At 67.0% G+C, this 22,290-nt stretch carries 23 protein-coding genes and 2 pseudogenes; 15 read left to right on the forward strand and 10 right to left on the reverse strand.

The genetic code is table 11. The features are described from left to right. Window positions 1-59 precede the first annotated feature (59 nt). Together AB4Z37_RS11130 and AB4Z37_RS11135 are read left to right on the forward strand one after the other, a co-directional pair. Entirely contained in the window at window positions 60-1,280 is a 1,221-nt protein-coding gene (locus AB4Z37_RS11130) for a helix-turn-helix domain-containing protein (protein ID WP_441516798.1), read from the forward strand. Between the two features lie 29 nt (window positions 1,281-1,309). Continuing rightward, window positions 1,310-1,948, forward strand: a complete 639-nt coding sequence (locus tag AB4Z37_RS11135) for a Vgb family protein (protein WP_441516799.1) — start codon at window positions 1,310-1,312, stop codon at window positions 1,946-1,948. Window positions 1,949-2,094: 146 nt separating this feature from the next. On the opposite strand, the gene AB4Z37_RS11140 is transcribed toward AB4Z37_RS11135, so the two are convergent. Next, the gene (locus tag AB4Z37_RS11140) at window positions 2,095-2,895 is read right to left on the reverse strand and encodes a DUF899 domain-containing protein (RefSeq protein ID WP_441516800.1); all 801 of its coding nucleotides are present in this window, start codon (window positions 2,893-2,895) and stop codon (window positions 2,095-2,097) included. A gap of 222 nt (window positions 2,896-3,117) precedes the next feature. Here AB4Z37_RS11140 and AB4Z37_RS11145 point away from each other — a divergent pair, with 222 nt between their 5' ends. Then, on the forward strand, window positions 3,118-3,783 hold the full coding sequence (locus AB4Z37_RS11145; RefSeq protein WP_441516801.1) for a DapH/DapD/GlmU-related protein: 666 nt from the start codon (window positions 3,118-3,120) through the stop codon (window positions 3,781-3,783). A gap of 37 nt (window positions 3,784-3,820) precedes the next feature. Here the strand turns inward: AB4Z37_RS11145 and AB4Z37_RS11150 are convergent, their stop codons facing one another. Beyond that, window positions 3,821-4,750 carry a LysR family transcriptional regulator gene (locus tag AB4Z37_RS11150; protein WP_441516802.1) on the reverse strand — a complete coding sequence of 310 codons (930 nt, stop codon included), beginning with the start codon at window positions 4,748-4,750 and terminating at the stop codon, window positions 3,821-3,823. Window positions 4,751-4,988: 238 nt separating this feature from the next. On the opposite strand from AB4Z37_RS11150, the gene AB4Z37_RS11155 reads away from it, so the two are divergent. The 6 genes from AB4Z37_RS11155 (at window position 4,989) to AB4Z37_RS11180 (ending at window position 10,836) form a co-directional block, all read left to right on the forward strand. After that, window positions 4,989-6,413, forward strand: a complete 1,425-nt coding sequence (locus tag AB4Z37_RS11155) for an MFS transporter (protein ID WP_441516803.1) — start codon at window positions 4,989-4,991, stop codon at window positions 6,411-6,413. A 317-nt stretch (window positions 6,414-6,730) separates the two neighbouring features. Continuing rightward, complete coding sequence (locus tag AB4Z37_RS11160; protein ID WP_441516804.1) at window positions 6,731-7,132, forward strand: Ohr family peroxiredoxin; 402 nt, start codon at window positions 6,731-6,733, stop codon at window positions 7,130-7,132. Between the two features lie 104 nt (window positions 7,133-7,236). Continuing rightward, entirely contained in the window at window positions 7,237-7,659 is a 423-nt protein-coding gene (locus AB4Z37_RS11165; RefSeq protein ID WP_441516805.1) for a cupin domain-containing protein, read from the forward strand. A gap of 130 nt (window positions 7,660-7,789) precedes the next feature. Then, window positions 7,790-8,851, forward strand: a complete 1,062-nt coding sequence (locus AB4Z37_RS11170; RefSeq protein ID WP_441516806.1) for a helix-turn-helix domain-containing protein — start codon at window positions 7,790-7,792, stop codon at window positions 8,849-8,851. A 170-nt stretch (window positions 8,852-9,021) separates the two neighbouring features. Then, entirely contained in the window at window positions 9,022-10,194 is a 1,173-nt protein-coding gene (locus tag AB4Z37_RS11175) for an FAD-binding protein (protein WP_441516807.1), read from the forward strand. A gap of 75 nt (window positions 10,195-10,269) precedes the next feature. After that, window positions 10,270-10,836 (forward strand): BBE domain-containing protein, encoded by a 567-nt coding sequence (locus AB4Z37_RS11180; RefSeq protein ID WP_441516808.1) that lies wholly within the window; start codon window positions 10,270-10,272, stop codon window positions 10,834-10,836. Window positions 10,837-10,948: 112 nt separating this feature from the next. On the opposite strand, the gene AB4Z37_RS11185 is transcribed toward AB4Z37_RS11180, so the two are convergent. Further along, the gene (locus AB4Z37_RS11185) at window positions 10,949-12,334 is read right to left on the reverse strand and encodes an MFS transporter (RefSeq protein ID WP_441516809.1); all 1,386 of its coding nucleotides are present in this window, start codon (window positions 12,332-12,334) and stop codon (window positions 10,949-10,951) included. On the opposite strand from AB4Z37_RS11185, the gene AB4Z37_RS11190 reads away from it, so the two are divergent. From AB4Z37_RS11190 to AB4Z37_RS11205, 4 genes are all read left to right on the forward strand, one after another. Next, window positions 12,334-13,071: a TetR/AcrR family transcriptional regulator gene (locus AB4Z37_RS11190; protein WP_441516810.1), complete on the forward strand. Its 738-nt coding sequence runs from the start codon at window positions 12,334-12,336 to the stop codon at window positions 13,069-13,071. The two genes, AB4Z37_RS11185 and AB4Z37_RS11190, sit on opposite strands and share 1 nt — an antisense overlap. Before the next feature lie 128 nt (window positions 13,072-13,199). Further along, on the forward strand, window positions 13,200-13,580 hold the full coding sequence (locus AB4Z37_RS11195; RefSeq protein WP_441516811.1) for a nuclear transport factor 2 family protein: 381 nt from the start codon (window positions 13,200-13,202) through the stop codon (window positions 13,578-13,580). 158 nt (window positions 13,581-13,738) lie between these two features. Then, on the forward strand, window positions 13,739-14,341 hold the full coding sequence (locus AB4Z37_RS11200; RefSeq protein ID WP_441516812.1) for a TetR/AcrR family transcriptional regulator: 603 nt from the start codon (window positions 13,739-13,741) through the stop codon (window positions 14,339-14,341). Beyond that, the gene (locus AB4Z37_RS11205) at window positions 14,338-14,685 is read left to right on the forward strand and encodes a hypothetical protein (RefSeq protein ID WP_441516813.1); all 348 of its coding nucleotides are present in this window, start codon (window positions 14,338-14,340) and stop codon (window positions 14,683-14,685) included. Before AB4Z37_RS11200 ends, AB4Z37_RS11205 begins: the two co-directional genes overlap by 4 nt. Window positions 14,686-14,712: 27 nt before the next feature. Here AB4Z37_RS11205 and AB4Z37_RS11210 read toward each other — a convergent pair whose 3' ends face one another. The 7 genes and pseudogenes from AB4Z37_RS11210 to AB4Z37_RS11240 all read right to left on the reverse strand — a co-directional run bounded on the left by AB4Z37_RS11210 (window position 14,713) and on the right by AB4Z37_RS11240 (window position 20,699). Further along, complete coding sequence (locus AB4Z37_RS11210) at window positions 14,713-16,221, reverse strand: FAD-dependent monooxygenase (RefSeq protein ID WP_441516814.1); 1,509 nt, start codon at window positions 16,219-16,221, stop codon at window positions 14,713-14,715. Between the two features lie 265 nt (window positions 16,222-16,486). Next, window positions 16,487-16,875 (reverse strand): annotated as a pseudogene (locus AB4Z37_RS11215) (HNH endonuclease); the annotation flags it as partial. Window positions 16,876-16,879: 4 nt separating this feature from the next. Continuing rightward, entirely contained in the window at window positions 16,880-17,389 is a 510-nt protein-coding gene (locus AB4Z37_RS11220) for a YdeI/OmpD-associated family protein (RefSeq protein WP_441516815.1), read from the reverse strand. A gap of 451 nt (window positions 17,390-17,840) precedes the next feature. After that, window positions 17,841-17,996 (reverse strand): hypothetical protein, encoded by a 156-nt coding sequence (locus tag AB4Z37_RS11225; RefSeq protein ID WP_441516816.1) that lies wholly within the window; start codon window positions 17,994-17,996, stop codon window positions 17,841-17,843. 226 nt (window positions 17,997-18,222) lie between these two features. Continuing rightward, window positions 18,223-18,762, reverse strand: coding sequence for a 4-hydroxylaminobenzoate lyase (locus AB4Z37_RS11230; RefSeq protein WP_441516817.1), 540 nt, complete (start codon window positions 18,760-18,762; stop codon window positions 18,223-18,225). 27 nt (window positions 18,763-18,789) lie between these two features. Next, entirely contained in the window at window positions 18,790-19,515 is a 726-nt protein-coding gene (locus AB4Z37_RS11235; RefSeq protein WP_441516818.1) for a nitroreductase, read from the reverse strand. Continuing rightward, window positions 19,491-20,699: an ABC transporter substrate-binding protein gene (locus tag AB4Z37_RS11240; RefSeq protein WP_441517042.1), complete on the reverse strand. Its 1,209-nt coding sequence runs from the start codon at window positions 20,697-20,699 to the stop codon at window positions 19,491-19,493. The genes AB4Z37_RS11235 and AB4Z37_RS11240 overlap by 25 nt, the downstream gene beginning before the upstream one ends. A 260-nt stretch (window positions 20,700-20,959) precedes the next feature. Between AB4Z37_RS11240 and AB4Z37_RS11245 the strand changes: the two genes are divergently transcribed. Further along, window positions 20,960-21,910 (forward strand): LysR family transcriptional regulator, encoded by a 951-nt coding sequence (locus AB4Z37_RS11245; protein WP_441516819.1) that lies wholly within the window; start codon window positions 20,960-20,962, stop codon window positions 21,908-21,910. 25 nt (window positions 21,911-21,935) lie between these two features. Next, a pseudogene (locus tag AB4Z37_RS11250) lies at window positions 21,936-22,139 on the forward strand (cupin domain-containing protein); the annotation flags it as partial. Window positions 22,140-22,290 lie beyond the last annotated feature (151 nt).

Genomic DNA, 22,290 nt, shown 5'->3' on the forward strand with positions numbered 1-22,290 from the left:
CGGGATAGACTAGGACCGGCCCCCGGACGATCGGGAGTGACAAGTGTGGCGGGATTTGCATGGACTCGCTGATCACCGCGGCGGCGCGGGCGCTGGCCGCGGGAGACCCCCTCGGCGCGCTGAACAGGATCGCGCTGCGCGACGATGCCGCCGCGCTGGCGTTGCGCGGCATTGCCATGGCGCGGCTCGGCGATCTCGCGCGGGCCAAGACGCTGCTGCGCCGCGCCACGCGCGCCTTCGGCCCGCGGGAGGCGGTGGCGCATGCGCGCTGCGTGGTGGCGGAGGCCGAGGTCGCGCTCGCCGCGCGTGATCTCGCCTGGCCGACGAAGGCGCTTGCCGCCGCACAGGCGACGCTGGATGCACACGGCGACCGCGTCAACGCCGCCCATGCCCAGGGGCTTGCCGTGCGCCACCTGCTGCTGATCGGACGCATCGACGACGCCGAACGTGCGCTCGCCACGCTCGATCCCGCACCGCTGCCGCCGGCGCTGCGCGCGGTCCATGAGATGGTGGTCGCCGGCCTTGCGATGCGTCACATCCGCACCGGTGAGGCCCGGGCCGCGTTGCAGCGTGCCGCCGAAGCCGCCCACCTCGCCGGCATTCCCGCCCTCAGCGCCGAGGTCGACGCCACGGCGCACGCTCTGGTCGCGCCTGCCGCGCGTCTCGTCACACGCGGCGGGGAACGTATGCTCCGCCTCGACGAGGTCGAGGCGGTGCTCGCCTCGAAAGCGCTGGTGATCGACGCCAACCGCCACCTCGTGCGCGATACCCGCGGCGCGGTGGCGCTGGCGCGCCGTCCAGTGCTGTTCGCGCTGGCCCGCGCGCTCGGCGAAGCGTGGCCCGGGGATGTGGCGCGCGACGTGCTGGTGGCCCGCGCCTTCCGCGGCAAGCGCGCCGACGAATCCCACCGTGCCCGGCTGCGGGTGGAGATGGGGCGGCTGCGCGCCTTGCTGCGGGCGCATGCCGACATCGGCGCCACCAGGGATGGCTTTGCCCTTGCCCCGAGCCGCGCCCGCGAGGTCGTGGTGCTGGCGCGCCCGGTCGACGACGCCCATGCCGCGGTGCTGGCGCTGCTCGCCGACGGCGAAAGCTGGTCGAGCTCGGCCCTCGCCCTCGCGCTGGGGCAAAGCCAGCGCACGGTGCAGCGCTCGCTCGATGCGCTCACCGCTGCCGGCAAGGTGCAACCGGTCGGTCACGGCCGCGCCCGCCGCTGGATGACGCCGCCCGGGCCGGGTTTCACGTCAACCTTGTTACTCCCCACACCGTTGCCAGCGGACTAGTGTCCCGTCGCGCTCACGAGGATTGCATCATGAAAAAAGCCCCTGCCGAGATCATTCGCGAATATGGCCCCTTCCCCGATGTCGAGCAGGTGGGGGGCGTCAGCTTCGACGGGCGCAACGTCTGGTTCGCCGCCGGCGACCGGATCGCCTCGCTCGATCCCGAAAGCGGCAAGACGGGGCGCAGCATCGCGGCGCCCGCGCATGCCGGCACCGCGTTCGACGGCCGCCACCTGTTCCAGATCGCCGAGGCCCGTATCCAGAAGATCGACCCCGAAAGCGGCAAGGTGCTGTCGAGCATCCCGGCGCCCGGCGGCGGCGGTGATTCCGGGCTCGCCTGGGCAGAAGGCTTGCTCTGGGTCGGCGAATACCGCGCCTGCAAGATCCACCAGATCGATCCCGACAACGGCACCGTGCTGCGCACCATCGAATCCAACCGCTTCGTCACCGGCGTCAGCTGGGTCGACGGCGAGCTGTGGCACGCCACCTGGGACGACGACAGCGATCTGCGGCGGATCGATCCGGCCACAGGCGAAGTGCTGGAGCTCCTCGAAATGCCGCCGGGCACCGGCATCTCCGGCCTCGAGTCCGATGGCGGCGACCGCTTCTTCTGCGGCGGCGGCCGCAGCGGCAAGGTGCGCGCGGTGCGCCGGCCGCCGCGGCGTCCATGAAGCTCCCTTGGGCGGCGACCACGAACGGCGACCGGCCGCAAACCGCCCCAATCCTCTGATCTCCATCGCACGCCTTGCGGCGCCAGACACGCGGGAGACAACACCTCTGGTATCTCCCGCGCCGCTGTCATCGTCGCGCGGCCGTCTTACGTGGCCTTCGGATCGACGCCGTCCTTGTTGCGGAAAGCTGCTTCGCCGGCGTCGGTGACCTCGACCCATTTCTGATCGGGGCTGGCGCCGGCCTCATAGTTGTCGTGCCAGTTCCACCACTTGTAGGGCCGGCTCTGGGGATAGCCCGCGGGCGAATCCTCCCAGACTTCCTGGCGACCGAGCGCCGTGAGATCGAGATAACTCCATACGGTGCCGATCGCCTCATCGGCACGGCTGTTGACGAAATAGGTGCGGAAAATGCGCGCGCCGTCGCGGAAGAACACGTTGTGGCCGTGCCACTCGTCGACGCCGAAATCCGCATCGAAGCTGTCGGTGATGCTGTACCACGGCATCTCCCAGCCCATTCGCGCCTTCAGCCGCGCGATATCGGCCTGCGGCGCGCGCGAGACGTAAGCCAGCGTGGTGTCGCGGGCGTTGAGATGCGCAAGGTGGCCGACCTGGTCTGCCCCGAGCGAGCAGCCGCGGCAGGCATGGTCGGGCCAGCCGAACACGCCGGGCTCGAAGAACGCCCGGTAGACGACGAGCTGCCGGCGGCCCTCGAACAGGTCGAGCAGGCTCGCCCGGCCATTCGGTCCGTCGAAGGCGTAGGTCTTCTCGACGGCCATCCACGGCATCCGCCGGCGTTCGGCCGCGAGCGCATCGCGGGCGCGGGTGTGGGCCTTTTCCTTGACCAGCATCTCCAGGCGCGCCTCCTCCCAGGCCTGCGACGATACGACAGGTGGCGTGTGCATGGCGGGCTGCCCGCCGGTCGAAGTGCTCTCGCGTGATGGGCTCATGGTGGGTCTCAACCTCCGGGTTGGACGAGCGCCGTCGGCCGAAGCGCGATGATGACCGCTCGTCGTTGGTCGGAGGCGAGCATGGCGCCAGAACACCGGACCGTGGGAGTGACAAATGTGACGGGATTGCCATCGAGGGGCTCTGCGGCGCCGGACCCGTCATTTCACGGAACTGTCATCCCGCTGGTCTATCGAGCGGGAATCTTTTTCCGGAGCATGTCCATGGACGCCGCCAAACGCCCGAAGATCGCCGAGACCATCGTTCACGAGACCGTGCGGCTGCGCGAGGCGGCGATCGGTCGGCGCTGCGAGATCCTGCGCAACACCCGCATCGAGTACGCCGCGCTCGGCGACTACTCTTATCTGGGCGAGAATTGCGAGGTGGCGGATGCGGTCATCGGCAAATTCACCGCGATCGCCAATTCCGTGCGCATCGGCGCGCCCAACCATCCGATGGAACGCGCCTCGCAGCACCGCTTCACCTACTGCCCCGAATACTACGAGGCGTCCGCGACGCGCGACCATCATTTCTTCGCCGACCGCCGCGACGCCCGGGTCGAGATCGGCAACGACTGCTGGATCGGCCACGCCGCCATCATCCTGCCCGGCGTCATCGTCGGCGACGGCGCGGTGATCGCGGCCGGCGCGGTCGTCAGCCGCAACGTGCCGGCCTACACCATTGTCGGCGGCGTGCCGGCCCGCCCGCTGCGCCGGCGCTTTCCGGAGCATGTCGCCGAGCGGCTGCAGCGCATCGCCTGGTGGACCTGGCCGGACGATGTGATCTTCGCCCGCCTCAAGGATTTCCAGGCCGACGACATCGAGGCGTTCTGCGAGCGTTATGATGTCTCCGACGCCGCGCCCTCGCTGGCGAACGCCGGGGCGTCCTGACCCGCGCACCGGCCGCAGGCCCGCCGGCGCGCGGCCCTCAGCCGCCGCGCGCTTTCGCCGCCTTCCGCGCGCGGCCCTTGTCGGCACAAACATCGCGCACGCAGCCGCGCAGCCAGCGATGGCCGGCATCGGCGTCCATCCGCGGATGCCACAGCATCGACACCGTGATTTCCGGCGGCTGGAATGGCAGCGCGAAGCTGAACATGTCCTCGCGCAGCGTCTCGGTGTGCCGCAACGGCACCGTGGCGACGAGATCGGACCGGCGCGCGAGCGCCAGCGCCGTGGTGAAGCCGCCAACGATCGCCGCGATCTCGCGCTGCAGGCCGAGCGCGCTGAGCCGTTCGTCGACGAGGCCGCGCGCGTCGCCGGAATGCGAGAACACCACGTGGCGCGGCGCCGCATAGCGCGCCGGCGTGATCTTGCCGCGGCTCAGCGGATGGCCGGCGCGCACGACGCCGACATAGCGATCGTCGAACAGCGCCAGCGTGCGGATCTCGGGCCCGATGCGGTCGTCGACGACGCCGGTCTCGAGATCGACCGTGCCGTCGCGCAGCAGCGTGCTGTCCTTGTTGGCCTTGGCGAGAAAGCGCAGCCGCACCCCCGGCGCCTCCGCGCCGACCCGCACCATCAGGTCGGGGCCGAAACTCTCGACAAAGCCGTCGCTGGTGCGCAGCGTGAAGGTCCGCGCCAGCCGCGCCGGGTCGAGCGCTTCGCCCGGCCGCAGCACGCCCGCCGCCTCCTGCACCAGCGGGCCGATGCGCTGGCGCAGTTCGAGCGCGCGCGGCGTCGGCACGAGGCCGCGCCCGGCGCGCACCAGCAGCGGATCGCCCATGGTGTCGCGCAGCCGGGCGAGCGAGCGGCTCATCGCCGAGGGGCTGAGCCGCAGCCGGCGCGCCGCGCGCGCGACGCTGCCTTCGGCCAGCAGCACGTCGAGGGTCACGAGAAGGTTGAGATCGGGGATCGCCATGGCGCACCCTATAGCATGTCGCGCGGCGACATGTGGCGTCAAACGCACGAGTAGAGTGCAAATGCTGCGCGTTCCGCCATGCCACCCGCTGCGCTAGAGTTCGGTCAGCATCCGGGCCGAACGGCTCGCGCCGACCGCAGGAGACCGACATGACGGACAAAACGCCGGACGATCGCGACGGCCATCGCATGACCCGCTGTGTCGCCCGCGACGGCGCCTGGACCGCCGGAGCAAATGCATGACGCGTCACGTCCGCCCCGCCGACCACGGCGCGCCCGCGCAGCCCGTTCCGCCGCCGCCCGCGGCGGGCATGGCCGGCGGCGATCATGGCGTGGCGCGGCCGCGGCTCGCCATCGCCGCCCTCCTCACCACGCTGGCGCTGGTGGTGCTCGATTCCGCCATCGCCAATGTCGCGCTGCCGACCATCGCCCACGCGCTGGACGTGACGCCGGCGGCATCCGTGCTGGTGATCACCGCCTATCAGACCGCCCTGGTGATGGCGCTGCTGCCCTGCGCCGCGCTCGGCGAGAGCTATGGCTTCCGCCGCGTCTATCTCGGCGGCGTCGCGCTGTTCACCGCAGCCTCCGCGCTGTGCGCCGCGGCGCCGTCGCTGCCATGGCTCGTCGCCGCCCGCGCGCTGCAGGGGCTCGGCGGCGCCGGCATCATGGCGCTCGGCATCGCGATGCTGCGCCTTGTCGTGCCGCCGCGCCGGCTGCCCGCCGCCATCGGCTGGAACGCGCTGGTGGTCGCGCTGACCTCCGCCACGGGTCCCAGCCTCGGCGCCGCGATCCTGTCGGTCGCGCACTGGCCGTGGCTGTTCGCCGTCAACCTGCCGCTCGGCATCGCGGCGCTTGCCGCCGCCCGCGCGCTGCCGCGGCATGTCGGCACCGGCCGCCGCCTCGATGGCCTCAGCGTGGTGCTGAACGTCGCCGCCTTCGCGCTGGTGGTGATCGGCACCGAGATCCTGCCGCGCGAGCCGATCGCCGCCATCGCCCTGCTCGGCGGCGGCGCGCTGGCGATGGTGATGCTGGTGCGCCGCGAGGCGCCCAAGGCCGCGCCGCTGTTTCCGCTCGACCTGCTGCGCGCCCCCTCGTTCCGCGTCTCGGTGATCGCCTCGGTGCTGAGCTTCTCCGCCCAGGTCTGCGCCTTTGTCGCGCTGCCGTTCTACCTGCAGCACACCCTCGGCAAGGACACGCTGACCACCGGCCTCTACCTGACGCCGTGGCCGCTGACGGTGGCGTTCGCCGGCCCCCTCGCCGGCCGTCTCGTCGGCCGCGTGCCCGGCGCGTGGCTGTGCGTCATCGGCGGCACACTGCTGGCCGCCGGGCTGTTCGTCGCGGCGATCCTGCCGCTGCATGACGAGGCCTGGCCGATCGCGCTGTGCGCCGTGCTGTGCGGCCTCGGCTTCGGGCTGTTCAACGTGCCCAACAACCACAACATGTACCTGTCCGCCCCGCATGAGCGCAGCGGCGCGGCCGGCGGCATGCAGGGCACGGCGCGGCTGACCGGCCAGACCGCTGGCGCGGTGATCATGACGCTGCTGTTCAGCGTGATGGGCCTCGACCTTGCGCCGCGCATCGGCCTCGGCGTCGCCGCCGTGCTGGCGCTCGCCTCCGGCCTCGTCAGCGTCATGCGCGCGCCGACGGCTGCACCGATGCGCTGAGCGGGCGCATCGCCAGACGATCGCGCGGTCTCTGCCGCTGGCATCGCCGGCGGCAGCGCAGCGTCGCGGCGCGGACTGATCACGGTATCGTGTCAATCGGCCGGGAGCCGAAAACCGCATCCGCGGCGGCGGACGCCACCTCCTCGCCCTGACCTAACCTCCTGAATTTGCAGACTTCTGTCGCCGCGCTCGCCTGCTTAACAATATCGGATGCGATTAAATCGAACGCGCTTGACGAGGCGAGGCAGCCGGCCTAAATCAGACGCACCCAATCAATCGCATGCGATTGAATTCACCCCAGCAGAAGGACGCTTCCCATGACCGCCACCGCCAAGGTTCTCGTCACCGGCAAGACCCACATCACCGCCGGCGCCAATGGCGCCGCCCGCAGCAGCGACGGCTTCCTCGACATCAAGCTGCCGCAGCCCCACCCGGCCGCCGAGCAGTTGTTCGGCGCCGCCTGGTCGGCCTGCTATCTCGGCGCCATCCAGCTCGCCGCCGCCCAGCGCAAGGTGACGCTGCCGGCCGAGCCGGCCGTCGACGCCGAGATCGACCTCAACCAGGCCGGCAGTTCGTTCTTCCTCAGGGCGCGGCTCAACGTCAGCCTCCCCGGGGTCGACCGCGACACCGCCCAGGCGCTGGTCGACGCGGCGCACGGCATCTGCCCGTACTCCAAGGCGGTGCACGGCAACATCGAGGTGACGACGACCCTGCTGTGACGACGCCGCATCCTGCGGATGCCGTCGCTCAGCGGAAACCGCTGCCCCCGCCTCCCGGGGCAGCGGCCTCCCGTGCAAAACCCCTCTCAACAAGGACAGCGCTCATGAGCAACTCTGTTGTGAAAAACATTGGCCTTGCCGCGGCGGCGCTGGTCGCCGCCACCGGCCTCGCCCTTCCGCCGGCGCAGGCGGCCACAGCCCCGCTGGCCGGCATCACCCGCACCGACCTGCAACGCCATGATCTCGGCACGCCGGGCCGCGAGGCGGTACAGGTGCGTGTCGACATCGCGCCGGGCAAGGCGTTCGGCCGCCACACCCATCCCGGGGAAGAGATCATCTACGTGCTCGCCGGTGCGCTCGAATACCGGATCGACGGCCGGCCGCCGGTGACGCTCAAGGCCGGCGATGTGCTGTTCATCCCGGCCGGCGCGGTCCATGCCGCGCGCAATGTCGGCGACGTCACCGGCAGCGAGCTTGCGACCTACATCGTCGAGAAGGGCAAGCCGCTGGTCGCGCTGGAGAAGTGACGGCGAAGCGCCGGCTCCCCGGGCGCGATGGCCTGGCGCCACGAGCCGGCGCTGGCGCCACCCTGCCACACGACGCTACCATCGGCCCGGCTCCCTGACGCGTGCGGCCCGCATGGCACCGAACCTGACAATGAGCTTCATCGATGTGAGCTTGCGCGGCGGCGGGATCGCCGTTCTGTTGGTGCTGGCCGTGACGGCCTGGCGCGACGGCCGGCAGGTGCCGGCAGTACGCGACAATGCGCTCCTCGATCTCTGCGTCATCGCCTACCTGATCGAGACCATGCCCTGGGTGGCGGCGATCCGTCCCTGGTGGATCGTTCCCATCCGGGCGCTGGGCATGGCTACGCCTGCGGTATTTCAGCTCTGGGCGGCAGCAAATTTCGACGACGGCTTCACACCGCGATGGTGGCGATGGCTACCGGTTGCGGGAATGCTCGTGCTGGCCCTCGGCGCGCTGATCAGCGACTGGCCTCCCGCCTGGCGCGTGACGCAGGCTGCAGCCCTCCTCCTCACGGCGCTCGGCATGTGGCAGACACTCGCCGGACGGGGAGGCGACCTGATCGAGCGGCGTCGGCAGTTGCGCGTCGTGCTGGCGGTCGTTGCCGGCCTTGCCATCCTCGGATTGACCGTGCTCGGCACCGCGACAACGCAGGCCACCCGTGCGACCGGCAGCGTGATCTGCGCGGGTTGCGTCCTTGCACTCGTTCTTGCAGCGGCACTGCTGCGCCTGCGGGCGCCCGTGCCGGCGCCGCCGTCCGACGCGGCCGCAAAAGCCCGGCCTTTCCAGCCCGCGCGCGAACCGCCGGTCACGCTGCCGGATCAGGATCGCGCCCTGCTGGAGCGCCTGCGGCGCGTGATGGAGAGCGAGCGCGCCTACCGCGAGGCAAGGCTGGGGATCGCCGCCCTCGCCGCGCGCCTTGCGATTCCGCAGTACCGGCTGCGGCGGCTGATCAACGAGCACCTCGGCCACCGCAACTTTACGAGCTTTGTGAACTCCTACCGCCTCGCGGACACGATGTGGGCGCTCGCCGATCCGACACAGGAACAGGTGCCGGTCCTGACCATCGCGCTCGACGCCGGCTTCCAGTCGATCGGGCCGTTCAATCGCGCCTTCAAGGCCCACACCGGCCTCACGCCCACGGAGTTTCGGCGCGACCGCCTGAAACTCACCCTGTCTCGGACGCCGGCCTGAACGGGCGCTTCCTTTGAGAAATCGGCTTTTTTAGAAATCAGCGAGGGTTTTCAGGTTTCGGCCAGCGCGAACGGAAGATCGGCGAGACCCGTCGCGGCACGGCCGCCTAGCATGACCTCCGCCTGTTTCATCGGCATGCGGAGACCACCATCATGAAACGTCGCGAGGTCTTGCAGGGGCTGCTCGCAGCTCCGTTGCTCGCCCGATCGATAACGCGCGCGCCAGCGGCCACCGCGGGCCCGGTGTCCGAACGTCCGAAACGCCGCGCCCGTCCCGGCGAGCCCGGATGGCCTTCGGCAGCGCAATGGGACGAGTTGCGCCATCAAACCGGCGGGCGGCTGAGCGAGGTCCATTCACCGCTCGACGCCTGCCGGGACGCGGCGGACGGCGCCGCGTGCCACGACGTCTTCAGGGAGTTGAAGAACCCTTACTTCATCGGCGACGACCTCGGCTTGACGCAGACGACCGGCTGGGCCGACGCCTGGACATTCCGGCCAAGCGTTTATGCCGTGGCCGCGGCGACGACAGCGGATGTCGTCGCCGCAGTGAATTTTGCGCGCGCGCACAACCTGCGGCTGGTCGTCAAAGGGGGCGGCCACAGCTACCTCGGCCGTTCGAACGCGCCGGACTCGCTGCTGATCTGGACGCGCCGCATGAACGCGATCGTTCTGCACGACGCGTTCATCCCCGAGGGCTGTGCCGGCCAACAACAGCCGCACCACGCGGTCAGCGTCGGGCCCGGGGCGATCTGGGGCCACACCTACGACAAGGTCACGACCGGTGGCGGACGCTACGTCCAGGGCGGCGGCTGCCTGACGGTGGGCGTCGCCGGGCTGGTGCAGGCCGGCGGCTTTGGCAGCTTCTCCAAGCAATTCGGCACGGCGGCGTGCCATCTGCTCGAGGCCGAAATCGTGACGGCCGACGGCGCCGTGCGGATCGCCAATGCCTGCACCAACCCGGACCTGTTCTGGGGATTGAAGGGCGGCGGCGGCGGCAGCCTCGGCGTCGTCACCCGGCTCACCCTGAAGACCCATGACCTGCCCGCGGTCGTCGGCGGCGTCCATGCGACGATCCAGGCGACCTCCGATCCGGCGTTTCGCCGGCTCGTCGGCCAGTTCATCGCGCTGTATGCCGAGCGTCTGTGCAATCCGCAGTGGGGGGAAATCGTCACCTTGCGCCCGGGCCGCCGGCTGGACATCCGCATGTCCTTCCACGGCCTCGACCAGCGCACGGCAGGCGACATCTGGCGGCCGTTTTTCGATGAGGCTCTCGCCGGAATGCCGGACGATTTTGCGTTTGTGTCGGCGCCGAGCATTCGCAGCGGACCGGCGCGACACGCCTGAGATCCGCGTTTCCTCAAGGCCGCGGTACCCGGTGCGCTGCGCACCGACGACCGCCCGGGCGCGCCCGCGGACAATGTGTTCTGGGCCGGCAACCTGGCGGAGGCCGGGCACTTCATCTGCGCCTATCAGTCGCTGTGGCTGCCGGCCCGCCTTCTCGACAGGGAGCGCCGCGACGTGCTGACCGACGCGCTTTGCGCCGCGAGCCGGCATGCGCCGGTCGAGCTGCATTTCCAGAAGGGGCTGGCCGGCGGTTCGGCGGAGGCCATCACCGCCACCCGCGACACGCCGATCAATCCGAAGGTGCTCGATGCCTTCGTGCTGGCGATCGTCGGCGCGGAAGCAGCGCCGGCGTATCCAGGGCTTGCTGGCCATGAACCGGACCTCGGCGCGGCCCGTGCATCCGCGGCGGAGGTCAGCAAGGCGATGGCGCGGCTCACCGCGCTGGCTCCCAAAGGCGGCAGCTATTTCGCCGAGAGCGACTTTTTCGAACCCAACTGGCAGGAGGCCTATTGGGGAGCGAACTATCCGAGACTCCTCGCCGTGAAGCGGCACTACGATCCCGACGGCCTGTTCTTTGTCCATCATGGCGTAGGGAGCGAAGCCTGGAGCGCCGATGGCTTCGAAAGGCTGGCCGCACAATAGCCGCCCGGCCGGTGATCGCGCTATCGCGCGCCGCGCAGCCGAACAGCAAGCGCTTCGACGTGCGGCGGATCGTCGGCGCGGGCGATGTCTGGATCACCGAATACGTCCTGATCTACGACGGGCGGGCGTCCTGCACCGTCAGCATCATGGCGTTTGTCGACGGCAGCCGAACACTCATGATGGCGATCACCAAGGCGGTGGCGATCGGCAGCAGGAACGGCCAGGTGCCAACGGCTGCGGTCCATGCTCCATGGCCGATCAGCAACACCAGCAGAGCCACGCCGAAGGCCCCGCCGAGTTGCAGTACGATGAATAAAATCGTGCTGCCGGAGGCGGTCAGCGCGGGCGGCAGCACCCGGTACACCGCCGAAACCGTTGGGCTCGCGATGGCGCCAAGCCCGATACCAGTGACGAGCGAAAGCACTCCAAGGCCGGCGACCGAAAGCGTTGAGCCAGCGAGGAATAGCGCTGTGAAGGCCAGAAGGGACAACGCAGCTCCCGAACCGACGATGCGCTGGGTCGCGACCCGATCACTGAGATGGCCCATCAGAGGCATCGTTGCGAGAGTGCCCACACCGTAGGGGATCATCAGCATCCCTGCGGCGAGTGGCGAGAGGCGGCAGACGCCCTGATAGAATTGAGGAAGGCTGAAGAACAGAGGAAAGATCGTCGCGCCGAGCAGCGCCATGATCGCAATGCCGACAGTAAAACCAGGCCGGGCGAAGGTCTCCAAATTCAGGATTGAGCGGGCACCAAGGCGACGGCTGTGCTGCACAAAGCCAAGGAAGGCTGCGCCGGCAAAAATGAGCGCGGCAAGTGTCGGCATATCGAAACCGGCGGGGGTGGCCGCGCGCGCCAAACCCCAAAGTCCCGCGATCAGCGCCATCGAAACGATAGCGAGGCCGATCCCATCGAGAGGCGCCGCATGGCGTTCGCCCCTGCGCAGCACGAACGCTCCGGCTGTCAACATCACCGCCGACGCAAGCGCGAAACCGACATAGATCGACCGCCAGCCGGCCACATCCACCGCTGCTCCGCCGAGGGTCGGCCCCAGCAGCGGGCCGATCTCCATGACCACCGCCATCGCCCCCATGGTGCGCCCCATCCGCTCCGGCGGGGTTGCAGCCGCGAGCGTCGTCACCATCAAGGGCTCCAGCGCGCCGCCCCCAAATCCCTGGAGCGCCCTGGCTGCCGTCAGACTCCAGATATCCCGTGCGAACAGGCCTGCGAGCGCCCCCAGGGCGAACAGCAGCATCGCTGTCAACCAGGTGGAGCGCAGCCCGAACCGGGTGCCGGCCCAACTCGCCACGGGAATCGCCAGCCCTGCGGCCAGCAAATAGGCCGTGGTGATCCATTGGCCGCTGGCGATGTCGTCGCCGAGATCAGCGAGAATATGCGGGAGCGCGACGCCGGTGACCGTGCTGCTCAGCAGTGCCAGCAGGCCGCCTGGCACCAGGATGGCAAAGAGGCGGGAGATGGAAACGTGATCGTGGCGCATTGAACCGGATCGTTCTAAATATTGAACTCGCCAGTATTTTACTCGACAGTTCAAATTCCGCAACCCCGTGGTATAATCAGCGAATGAAAAGTTCCGCGCCTTCTTCCCGTGATCCCGAGGCCTCCGTGCTTGGCGCCGCGCTGACCGTGTTCGGACGTGACGGCTTCGCCGCTGCGAATGTCGACGACATCGCCCGTCATGCCGGCGTGGCCAAACCGACGCTCTACAACCGCTTCGGCGACAAGCGCCGGCTCTTCACGGAGGCCATGCGGTTCGGGATGGCGCGGGCGAATGAGCGCGTGCTCAACGCGATCCTTGGGCTCGATCCACGGCCATCGGACCTGCGAACATCACTCATGCAACTCGGTCTCGCATTGGTCCATTGCGTTGCAACGGACGAAGGCGCCGCGGTGATCCGCCTGCAAATCGCCGAGCAGGCGCAATTCCCCGAGATCGACGGCATGAACCATCGGGAACGGCACATCGATGCGCTGGCCGGCAAGCTTGCTCAGTTGACCGGTCTCGGCGCTCTAAGGCCGCTCGACCCTCAGATGGCCGCACGGCAATTCTTCGCGCTGGTCACCTCGGAGGCTCTCATTCAGAGCGGTCATGGTGCCCGCATGTTACCTGATAATAACGCCCGGCGACTGGTCGAAGCTGGCGTCGATACCTTCCTTGCCGCCTTTGGGCTTTCCCCCTCGCCACACCGGCAGAGCCGAAAACCCGCCGCTCGCTAAGCCTTGGTGCGAGCCAGAACCGGAGGCGAGGCCGGGCACTTGCGAAGGGGTATGAGAAGGAGAGTCGGCGCGCGGCGCTCACGTCCGGGGAGCTTGAATATCGACTGCGAAGGCTGAAGGAGGCCGACATGGGAGACCAGGACATCCGGGCGGCTCTGGATCATCACTGGGCCGCGTCCGACGCCAACGACTTCGACGGCGAGCACGCGATCTACCGCGACGATGCCGTTCTCGAATATCCCCAGTCGGGCGAGCGCATTCGCGGCCGGGCGCACATTCAGCTGTCGCGCGCCGCGCAGCCGAACAGCAAGCGCTTCGACGTGCGGCGGATCGTCGGCGCAGGCGACGTCTGGATCACCGAATACGTCCTGACCTATGACGGGCGGCCGTCCTTCACCGTGAGCATCATGGAGTTCGTCGGCGGCAAGGTCGCCCGCGAGACCCAGTATTTCAGCGATCCGTTCGCGCCGGGCGCCTCGCGCGCGCAATGGGTCGAGCGAATGTCCTGACGGGCGGCGACGCGGACCTGCCGCGGCACGCCGCCGCCGCCGTGGCGGGCCCTGGAGACGGCCGGTCACGAACGCTTGATTTCCTAATTCAATTAGGCAAAATCATAATCTCATTATTCGACATCGGCGGGCCGCGACGGCCCGCGGGAGCTGCCGGCGTGCGACAATCAGCATCTGCAAGAGTCGACCTTGCCAGGATCCGTCAGGAAGCCTCCGGTCTCGCCAATCGCTTCGGCATCGACGGCCTGTCGATGAACGCGCTCGCGGAGGCGCTGAGCATCCGCGCACCCTCGCTGTACGCGCATGTCTCGGGAATCGGCGAGGTGAAGCGCCTTCTGGCCATTCAGGGATTGGAAGAACTCGATCGCACCGCGACCCGCGTCACCATCGGCAAGTCAGGCCGGGACGCGGTTCGGGCGCTGCTGATCGGCTATCGCGCATTCGCCGGAAAGAACCCCGGGGTATATGCCGCGACCATCCCGACGCCACCGCGCGACGACAAGGAGTGGCGGGCGGCGGCCGACCGCCTCAACGAAACCTGCAGGGCGGCGCTCCAGGGCTATGGCTTCGGCGGACAGGACGTCGTCCATGCGCTGCGTGGCCTGCGCAGCCTCGCCCATGGATTTGCGTCGCTCGAAGCGACCGGCGCGCTGAAGAATCCTGTCAGCCGGGACGAGAGTTTCACCTGGCTGATCGACGCCTTTCTTGCCGCGCTCGACACCATGGCGCAGGGATCAACACCGGACAAGGACCACCGATGATCTACCCGCTTCTCGTCTTCGCCGGAGCCCTGCTGTGCAACTGCGTGCCACACCTCACGGCGGGGCTGCAGGGGGAGCCCTTTCCAACGCCGTTCGCCAAGCCGAGAGGGATCGGACCATCGTCGCCGCTGGTCAACGTCCTGTGGGGCGCGTTCAATCTCGCAGCCGCCACCACCATCCTCGGCGTCCATCCGGTGCCCCTCGGCGCCAATCTCGACTGCCTCGCCATCGGCGCCGGCGCCCTTGCGCTCGGCATCCATCTGTCGCGCCATTTCGGCCGGGTGCGCAACCGGCTGGTCGCCGCGCCATCGCATGAGCCGATGGATCGCACGGGTCCAGCGTGATCCCGTTGTGCTTGGCGCGAGGGGGCGTCACCTCACGGCCGGCCCGAACCACTTCGTCAGCGCGTCTGTCAGGCCCGCGTCCGTGCCCTCGCCCACCCAGGCGACGTAACCATCGGGCCGGATCAGCACGGCTGCAGGCGCCGGCACTGTGCCGATGACCGGGAGCTCCCACGCGCCGTCATACCGGGCCACCACCGACCTCACCCGATCCGCCCATGGCGTGATATCGACGTCACAGCCCTCCCCGAACGCGAGCAGCAGCGGCCGCGCGGCGTGCAACAGGCTGAACAGCCGCAGCGGGCCATCTTCCGCCACCAGATCGAGATCGGGCATGCGGCGTCCCAGCAACGGATGCCCCTCGCCGAGATCGTAGCGGATATCGAGGCCGGACATCTGCGCCGCGAGACGCCGGCGCGGCCCGTCCATGCCAGCGAGGTCGGCGACGATGTCGCGCAGCGCGTCGGTGCGCGGGTCGGACCGGCGCAACGCGACCAGCGCCATGGTGGTGCGCAGCACCCGCGCGCCGACGCCATGGCGCTCAGTGTGGTAGCTGTCGAGCAGGCTGTCGGGCGAGATGCACTTCACCACCTGCACGAGCTTCCAGCCGAGGTTCACCGCATCCTGCACGCCGGTGTTGAGGCCCTGCCCGCCGTCGGGCGCATGGACATGGGCGGCATCGCCGGCCAGCAGCACCCGCCGGTCGCGATAGGCGGCCGCCTGCCGCGTCGTGTCGGTGAAGCGCGAGATCCACGCCGGGCTGTGGACGCCATAGTCGGTGCCGCAGGCGGCGACCAGCGCGGCGCTGAGATCGGCGAGCGTCGGCTCCGTCCTGGCTCCGATCTTGGCGCCGACCTCGGCCTCCGTCACCATGATGCGGATCGGCCCGTCGGCGGCGAACACGACCTTGCCGTCGCGGATCTCGTATTTCTCGCGGCCGAAGGCATGGATGCCGTGAGCGTTGCGATGAATGCCCAGCTCCGGCTGCTGCGTCAGCGCCGCCTCCGCGAGCAGCGCGCTGGTCGTCGGGTCCCAGCCCGGGAAATCGATGCCGGCGACCTTGCGGACGAGGCTGCGCCCGCCATCGCAGCCGACGAGGTATTGCGCCCGTAAGCCCCCGCCATCGGACAGCGCGACGTCGACGCCATCCGCATCCTGGACGAAGCCCGTGACCTCGCGGCCGCGCAGCATCGTCACCGGCAGCTCGCCGACCCAGCCGGCGAGGATGCGCTCGATGTGGTTCTGCCACAGCCCGAGCCCGTACGGGTGCCGCGTCGGACAATCGCCGAGGTCCAGCGACACCCCGGCAAAATAGGCCGTCTGCGCCTTCTGCCCTTCCGCCAGGAAGCGCCCGACAATGCCGCGCTGGTCGAACATCTCGAGGGTGCGCGCATGCAGCCCGCCCGCTCGAGAGCCGATCAGATCCTGGCTCACGCGCCGCTCGACCACAGCGACATCGACGCCCGCCAGCGCCAGCTCGCCCGCCAGCATCAGCCCCGTCGGGCCGCCGCCGGCGATCACCACCGCAGGCCCGCTCATCACCGCGCTCCTGTCGTTTGCGTGGCGACGATGTCGCAGCGAACAGCCGCTATGCCCACTGCACCTCTTTCATGTCCCGATCCTAACCCGCGCATGATCCGCCTCCCTCGCTGACTGCCTGGGCTGGCGGTTCTACGCGAGGGTCACCGGCTTGAAGCAAGTCCCCCGGGCGCCATATATCAAGCTGGGAGGGAGCAGTTGCGGAAGAATGCGCCGCTTGCTCCGGATCTCCGAGGCCAATTCCCCGACAAACGATCGCCGTGCATCATTGTTTGAAACAATGCTCGCGATGCCATTTCAGGAAATGCGGATGCGGACGTTCCGACGCACGCCGCGGCGGCAGCGAGCGACCGGAATTGTTGATGATCGACCAGATTTCGTCCGGATTATTCGTCTGCCGCGAGACCAGGATCTCCAGATCGTCGGCCAGGCTGATCAGCCGCGATCGAACATCGAGTGCGCCGTGCCCGATAGCGCGATGCCATTGCTGACAATATTGGGCCCGCTCGCTTCCACGCCCTGTTCGATCGGCCCCTCGGGGCCGTTGAACGGCACCGGATTGGCAAATTCGAGAGAGCTTCCCGGCTCGATCAACGCCACATACACCCCGGAGACGCCAGGATCGGGGACGACTTGTCCAACGCGCGCTGCGGAACCCTCACTCATTGTTCCAGTCTCTGGCCATGAAGCGCCCCGGCTTGCCAGAAAGAACAGCGAGCGATTGCTGTAGATTCCTTGCGATCGCCTCGTCAGACTTCAATCTCGAGAAGTAACGCAGAAGTTCCTTCTTTAGGCTGGGTGGCAGCCGGTCCCAGCCCGCCTTGGCAAGAGGCGTTTCGTTAAGCCCGACACTGAACCAGGCAGGCATCGAATGTATGGGGCCAGGCTGGTAGTCGTCGTCGAATTCAATGCTGAAAACCGCTGTATCGCCGACCTGCGTACGGGAGGAACGACGAACGGGGCCAGCAAGATAAAGGAAATATCCCCCGTCCCCTTTCGGCATCATGTTGACCCGCCAGGGTTCATCGGGTTTGCCGTTGACTTGCACGCGCACCGGCATCGGCTGTCGCCATCCCGGCTTGAGCTGTGATGCGTACTCGGCTCCGACGAATACGTAGGGGTTGATGCCGCGTTGTTCGATCTTTAGTTCAAGCCGCAACGGATTCATCCTTCGATCATGCCGAGGCCGCTCAGTCCGGAGGGGCGAAAATCACTTCCACTCAATCATTTCTAACAACGTTTCGCCGTTGATTTGCAAGCACAAATCTTCAAATCTGACGGACAGATGCCGACGGTATACCCGCCGCAATTTTTCGGTCTCGAATTCACAAGAAAATTCGAGCCACTCGCAATACTGGCGCCTCCTATACCTATCGGAATCAATCGACTGATCAGGTGGCCTGCCTAGACAAAGGCTGCGATACTCGCTCCAGCGCAGCATGCTTACAAATACCGTCAAGAGTTCACTAGACCTCGCGATCGCTTGGCCACCGTGCCAACCAGAGTAGTCCGCATTGCGCCATGAGCTGCCCTTGCCGCCAAGTCGCAGTTTCCCCGACGGCGAACCTCAACTCGCACACCCGAATTCAACCTCTGAGAAGAGCGCGGGGGGCTAGAGGTTAGCCGAGCGCCTTCAGCAGATAGTCGGCCGTCTTTAGGTCGGCCGTATCGAAGCCCTCGGTAAATTTCTCGAAGATCGGCACCAACAGTTTGCGCGCCTCTTTAGAGCGCGCCCACTTGACCCATAGCGACGCGAGATCGGTTGCAGCTCGCAACTCCCAAGCTCGCGCGCCCTGGCGACGACTCAGGGCAAGCGACTGCGTGAAACCCCCGGCCGCTTTCTGGCGGCCGGCTGGCCAAAATTCGGATCGAGCGGGCGCCGGATGCTGGCCCAGGCATTAACGTAGCATCCATGTACATTCGCCTGGCAGATTTAGACGAGCGTGTTCGGCACCGCGGCGATCCTTGTCGGACAGGTGGCAGCGCACGATGGCTCGGCCGTCAGGCCGGAGCCTTGAAATTGTACGAGATGCGTCCGGCTGGCAGATAGAACAGAGCGATGACAGCGCCACCTCTCACCTCCGGATAGTGCCGGCTGCCAGGGTCGGGCGCCGTCCAGCCTGGCCCTTGCCAACCCTGCAGTCCCTTCAACTCCGCGCCTTTGTTCAGGGGCACGACGAGGTTGAGCTCGCCATAGGGGTGGCCGTGATACTGGCCGCGGAGCACGTCGCTATCATCCTCGTCCTTGAAGCGACGCGGATCGGCGCTATTCATGTACACGGCGGTGATGCTGAACTGGAACGTCTCGGGAGTCGGCTCCAGGATACGGCTGCGCCGGTAATTCGGGCCCTCGACCTCCTGGTTTGCCGCCCAACCTTCCTCAACTCCGATTTTGATAAGGCGGCTCAGATCCTGGTAGAGCGAGCTTTGCTCGCCATATTTCTCGTTGAGCCAACGCTCCATCTCGGCGCCGGGCGTCATATCCTTGACCTCCCGCAAGAACGGAATACTGCGCTGAATTAGCTCTTCCCGGCTTCCCATGGTCCAGTCCTTCTTCTCGATTGGATCTCACGCTTCAAATCCCGCAAACGTGGCGAACTCGTCGACGTCCGCTCGCGGCATCAATCTTTCCGCCCCCACAACCCTGGCACGGCCGATCGAAACGCCGCACACCACCATTTGCTCCGCCGGGATCGACAGCAGCGGACGGAGGATCCGGTGATATTTCGCGAACGTCTCCTGCGGACAAGACTGAAGTCCGCGCCCTGCCGCCGACAGCATCACGTTCTGCACGAACATTCCGAGGTCGAGCCAGCTTCCGACTTCCAGACGGCGGTCGATGGTTACGATCAGACCCACCGGCGCGCCAAAGAAGGTATAGTTTTTCGCGGTCTGCCGTGCCCGGGCCACGGAATCGGCCTGCGCGATCCCGAGTGCGCCGTAGAACAATTGACCGAACTGCTGTCGCCGCCTGAGGTACGGCTCGGGCAAGTCGCTGGCGTAATATTTGTATTCCGACACGTGCTCGTCGCGCGACGTCTGGTGCGCCTCCAACAGCGCCGCCGACACCTTGTCCTTGACCGCGCCCGTGAGCACATAGACGTGCCAGGGCTGGATGTTCGCTCCACTTGGTGCGAACCGGGCTGCGCTGAGAATCTGCTCGACGGTCCGCCGCGGGACTGGATCGTCGCAGAATTCGCGGCACGCGGTTCGGCCCATCATGATCTCGTCGATGCTTCTATGGGCAAGAGGCACTACGGTTTCGCCGATCACGGCTTCTTCAGGAGCGGACACCCTCCCTCCTCCATCGGCCTGAACGCTTCTTCACAAGGAATGGTCGCGAGTAACTCGTAGTAATCGAACCTGTATTTCGATTCTTCCGGCGACTTGACGCGGAAAAGATACATATCGCGGATCAGCCGTCCGTCCTCGCGAATGCGGCCGCTCCTCGTCATGAAATCGTTGACCGGCATTTCGCGCATCTTGGCGGCCACCGTCGGTCCATCCAGCGTGTCTGCCGCTTCGATTGCCCGCAGATAGTGCATCACCGCACCATAGGTGCCGGCGTGGATCATGGTCGGGACCTTCTGCGTCTTCTCGATGAAACGCTTCGACCACGCCCGCGTCCCATCGTTGATATCCCAATAGAATGCCGAACTGAGCATCAGGCCCTTGGCATTCTGCAATCCAAGACTATGGATGTCGGCAATGAACACGATCAGGCCGGCAAGCTTTTGTTGACGCGTGATTCCGAACTCTGCAGCCTGCTTGACCGCATTGATGAAATCACCCCCAGCATCAGCGAGTGCGATCACGTCCGCGTTTGACGACTGCGCCTGCAGCAGGAAGGAAGAGAAATCGGGCGTGTTGACCGGATGCTTGACTGCGCCGACGACCTTGCCGCCGGTCGCCTCGATGACTTTGCGGCTGTCGGCCTCGAGTTGCGCCCCGAGCGAATAGTCGGCCGAGAGAAAGAACCAGCTCTTTGCGCCAAGACGTGAGATCGCCCTGGCCGTGCCCTGCGACAGAGCATAGGTATCGTAGGTCCAGTGAATACCCGTCAGCGAGCATTCGTCACCTGTCAGGCGCGACGTTGCCGCGCCTGTGGCGAGAAACAGCTTCTTCTTGTCACGCGCAATGCCTTGGACGGCGAGCGCAACAGCGGAATTCGGCACGTCAAGGATCGCCTCGACGCCCTCGTTGTCGAGCCAGCGCCGTGCGATCGCCGCACCGACGTCCGCCTTGTTCTGGTGGTCGCTGGCGACGATCTGGATCGATCGCCCAAGCACCTTGCCCCCAAAATCGTCAACAGCCATCTGCGCCGCGACCACTGACCCCGGGCCCCCGTTGTCGGAGTAAAGGGAGGACATGTCGGTCAGGACACCGAGCTTGACAGGAGCATGCTGCGCAACTGCCGATGTCCCAAGTAGCGCCGACGCCACCATCGCAACGACCATCTTACGTTTGACACCCGACATCTCGCTGGATCTCATTGCGATCCTCCTCCAGACAGGCGACGGGAATAATGACGGGATCGGACAGCGACGGAAGTGAAACCTTCGCAGATCAGTCCTGAACCGCCTTCAGATTGGTCGCGCCGGCGACAGCATGTCTCCGTTAGCTCCGCGGTTGCGTCCAGCGTGTGCCTGGCTTTAACTGGATTCCACCGCCGCATGTGCGCACGCGGCTGGCTGCCAACAGGATCCTCGTCGTGCCCGTTTCTTTCAAGACATTGGACTTGAATCTGCTCAAGGTGTTCGACGCCGTTATGGAGGAACGCAGCGTGCTGCGCGCCAGCCAGAAGGTTGCGCTGACCCAGTCCGCCGTGAGTCATTCGCTTGCCCGACTTCGCGAGATGCTGGAGGACGAACTGTTCGTGCGCACGGCCACGGGCATGCAACCCACGGCGCGCGCGCTGACGATGGCGCCGCAGGTTCGTGAGGCTCTGCGAACCCTTGAGGCCGCGGTCGAGCTGCCGACCTTCGTCCCGGCAACGTCCACCAAGCAGTTCACGCTCGCCGCCAACGACTTCACGACGATGGTCCTGGCATCTCCGCTCCTGAAACTACTCGGCCGAGAGGCGCCGTCCATTGACCTGACCATCAAGCCCGTGACCCGAATCGACCTTGCCGAGCAGATCGATCTCGGTCGCATCGACGTGGCTATCGGCGTCTTCTCGGTCCCTCCGAGCCGCTTCCGCACGTCGCTGTTATTCGAATATGACGACGTGCTCATTGTCGGCGGAAAGCGTAAACTCGGCCGGCTTGACAAAGCAAAACTTGCGCGCCTGTCGCTGGTCGTCGTCTCCTTTGGCGGCGAGCAGGAGGGCGCCATCGGCGGCTTCATCTCGGAGCGAGGTCTCGCCCGGCGCTCTGAGATGTATGACCGCGCGGCGCTCGAGCGGGCGCTCTCGGAAAGCGACCGCCCGCCGCGGATCGCGGTCTCATTGCCGCATTTTCTTGCGCTCCCTGCGCTGCTCCAGGATTCCGAACTGGCAGCCATTGTCCCGCGTCCGCTGGCAAGGACGCTCGAGCAAAATCATGCGATTGCGACCTACGAGCTGCCCTACACCACAACCCCCGTCGAAGTCCGGCTGTTGTGGCATGAGCGTGTCGAGGGCGAACCCTCGCACGACTGGCTTCATGAGATCCTCCGACGCGCGGCCGAGGACCTCCGGCACGGGCGCTAGTCGAGACGCCATCGTACCCGAACCCAAGGGCGAGGTCTGCTCGCGGCTCAAGAACGGCCCGGTGGAAACATTCGCGGTTGGGGAATCGTTTTTTTGAACCGCTAGGCGCGACGATCTGGTTTCCGCCAATGCAAGCAACGCGAAGCCGGCCGAACTGAACGCCATTTTCGAGGCCGACGAGGGAGCGGAATTGGCTACCTTCCTAGAGCAGGCCTCTTTGCGCCAATAACAATGCTTCCAAACCGGGGCTTTGGGCCAGCCCAGCCGCCCTTCTGCGCGACGAAATGCGCTACAATACTCGGCTAGTGAAAAGAGGTGGAATGCCCACCTTAATCGAGCTTAAGTGGCCGCCACAACTCTCTGTCAGCCTCCTAGAAGGA

The sequence above is a fragment of the Bradyrhizobium sp. 2TAF24 genome (assembly GCF_052115025.1).
In the GTDB taxonomy this organism is placed as follows: Bacteria; Pseudomonadota; Alphaproteobacteria; order Rhizobiales; family Xanthobacteraceae; genus Bradyrhizobium_A.

Excerpts from the sequence above, each read along its gene's own strand:
- AB4Z37_RS11130 (WP_441516798.1), top strand. The coding sequence starts at position 60 with ATGGACTCGCTGATCACCGCGGCGGCGCGGGCGCTGGCCGCGGGAGAC.
- AB4Z37_RS11150 (WP_441516802.1), bottom strand. The coding sequence starts at position 4,750 with ATGGCGATCCCCGATCTCAACCTTCTCGTGACCCTCGACGTGCTGCTG.
- AB4Z37_RS11140 (WP_441516800.1), bottom strand. The coding sequence starts at position 2,895 with ATGAGCCCATCACGCGAGAGCACTTCGACCGGCGGGCAGCCCGCCATG.
- AB4Z37_RS11210 (WP_441516814.1), bottom strand. The coding sequence starts at position 16,221 with ATGAGCGGGCCTGCGGTGGTGATCGCCGGCGGCGGCCCGACGGGGCTG.
- AB4Z37_RS11155 (WP_441516803.1), top strand. The coding sequence starts at position 4,989 with ATGACGCGTCACGTCCGCCCCGCCGACCACGGCGCGCCCGCGCAGCCC.
- AB4Z37_RS11170 (WP_441516806.1), top strand. The coding sequence starts at position 7,790 with ATGAGCTTCATCGATGTGAGCTTGCGCGGCGGCGGGATCGCCGTTCTG.
- AB4Z37_RS11195 (WP_441516811.1), top strand. The coding sequence starts at position 13,200 with ATGGGAGACCAGGACATCCGGGCGGCTCTGGATCATCACTGGGCCGCG.
- AB4Z37_RS11240 (WP_441517042.1), bottom strand. The coding sequence starts at position 20,699 with ATGTCGGGTGTCAAACGTAAGATGGTCGTTGCGATGGTGGCGTCGGCG.
- AB4Z37_RS11145 (WP_441516801.1), top strand. The coding sequence starts at position 3,118 with ATGGACGCCGCCAAACGCCCGAAGATCGCCGAGACCATCGTTCACGAG.
- AB4Z37_RS11160 (WP_441516804.1), top strand. The coding sequence starts at position 6,731 with ATGACCGCCACCGCCAAGGTTCTCGTCACCGGCAAGACCCACATCACC.
- AB4Z37_RS11205 (WP_441516813.1), top strand. The coding sequence starts at position 14,338 with ATGATCTACCCGCTTCTCGTCTTCGCCGGAGCCCTGCTGTGCAACTGC.
- AB4Z37_RS11165 (WP_441516805.1), top strand. The coding sequence starts at position 7,237 with ATGAGCAACTCTGTTGTGAAAAACATTGGCCTTGCCGCGGCGGCGCTG.
- AB4Z37_RS11185 (WP_441516809.1), bottom strand. The coding sequence starts at position 12,334 with ATGCGCCACGATCACGTTTCCATCTCCCGCCTCTTTGCCATCCTGGTG.
- AB4Z37_RS11135 (WP_441516799.1), top strand. The coding sequence starts at position 1,310 with ATGAAAAAAGCCCCTGCCGAGATCATTCGCGAATATGGCCCCTTCCCC.
- AB4Z37_RS11220 (WP_441516815.1), bottom strand. The coding sequence starts at position 17,389 with ATGAATCCGTTGCGGCTTGAACTAAAGATCGAACAACGCGGCATCAAC.
- AB4Z37_RS11230 (WP_441516817.1), bottom strand. The coding sequence starts at position 18,762 with ATGGGAAGCCGGGAAGAGCTAATTCAGCGCAGTATTCCGTTCTTGCGG.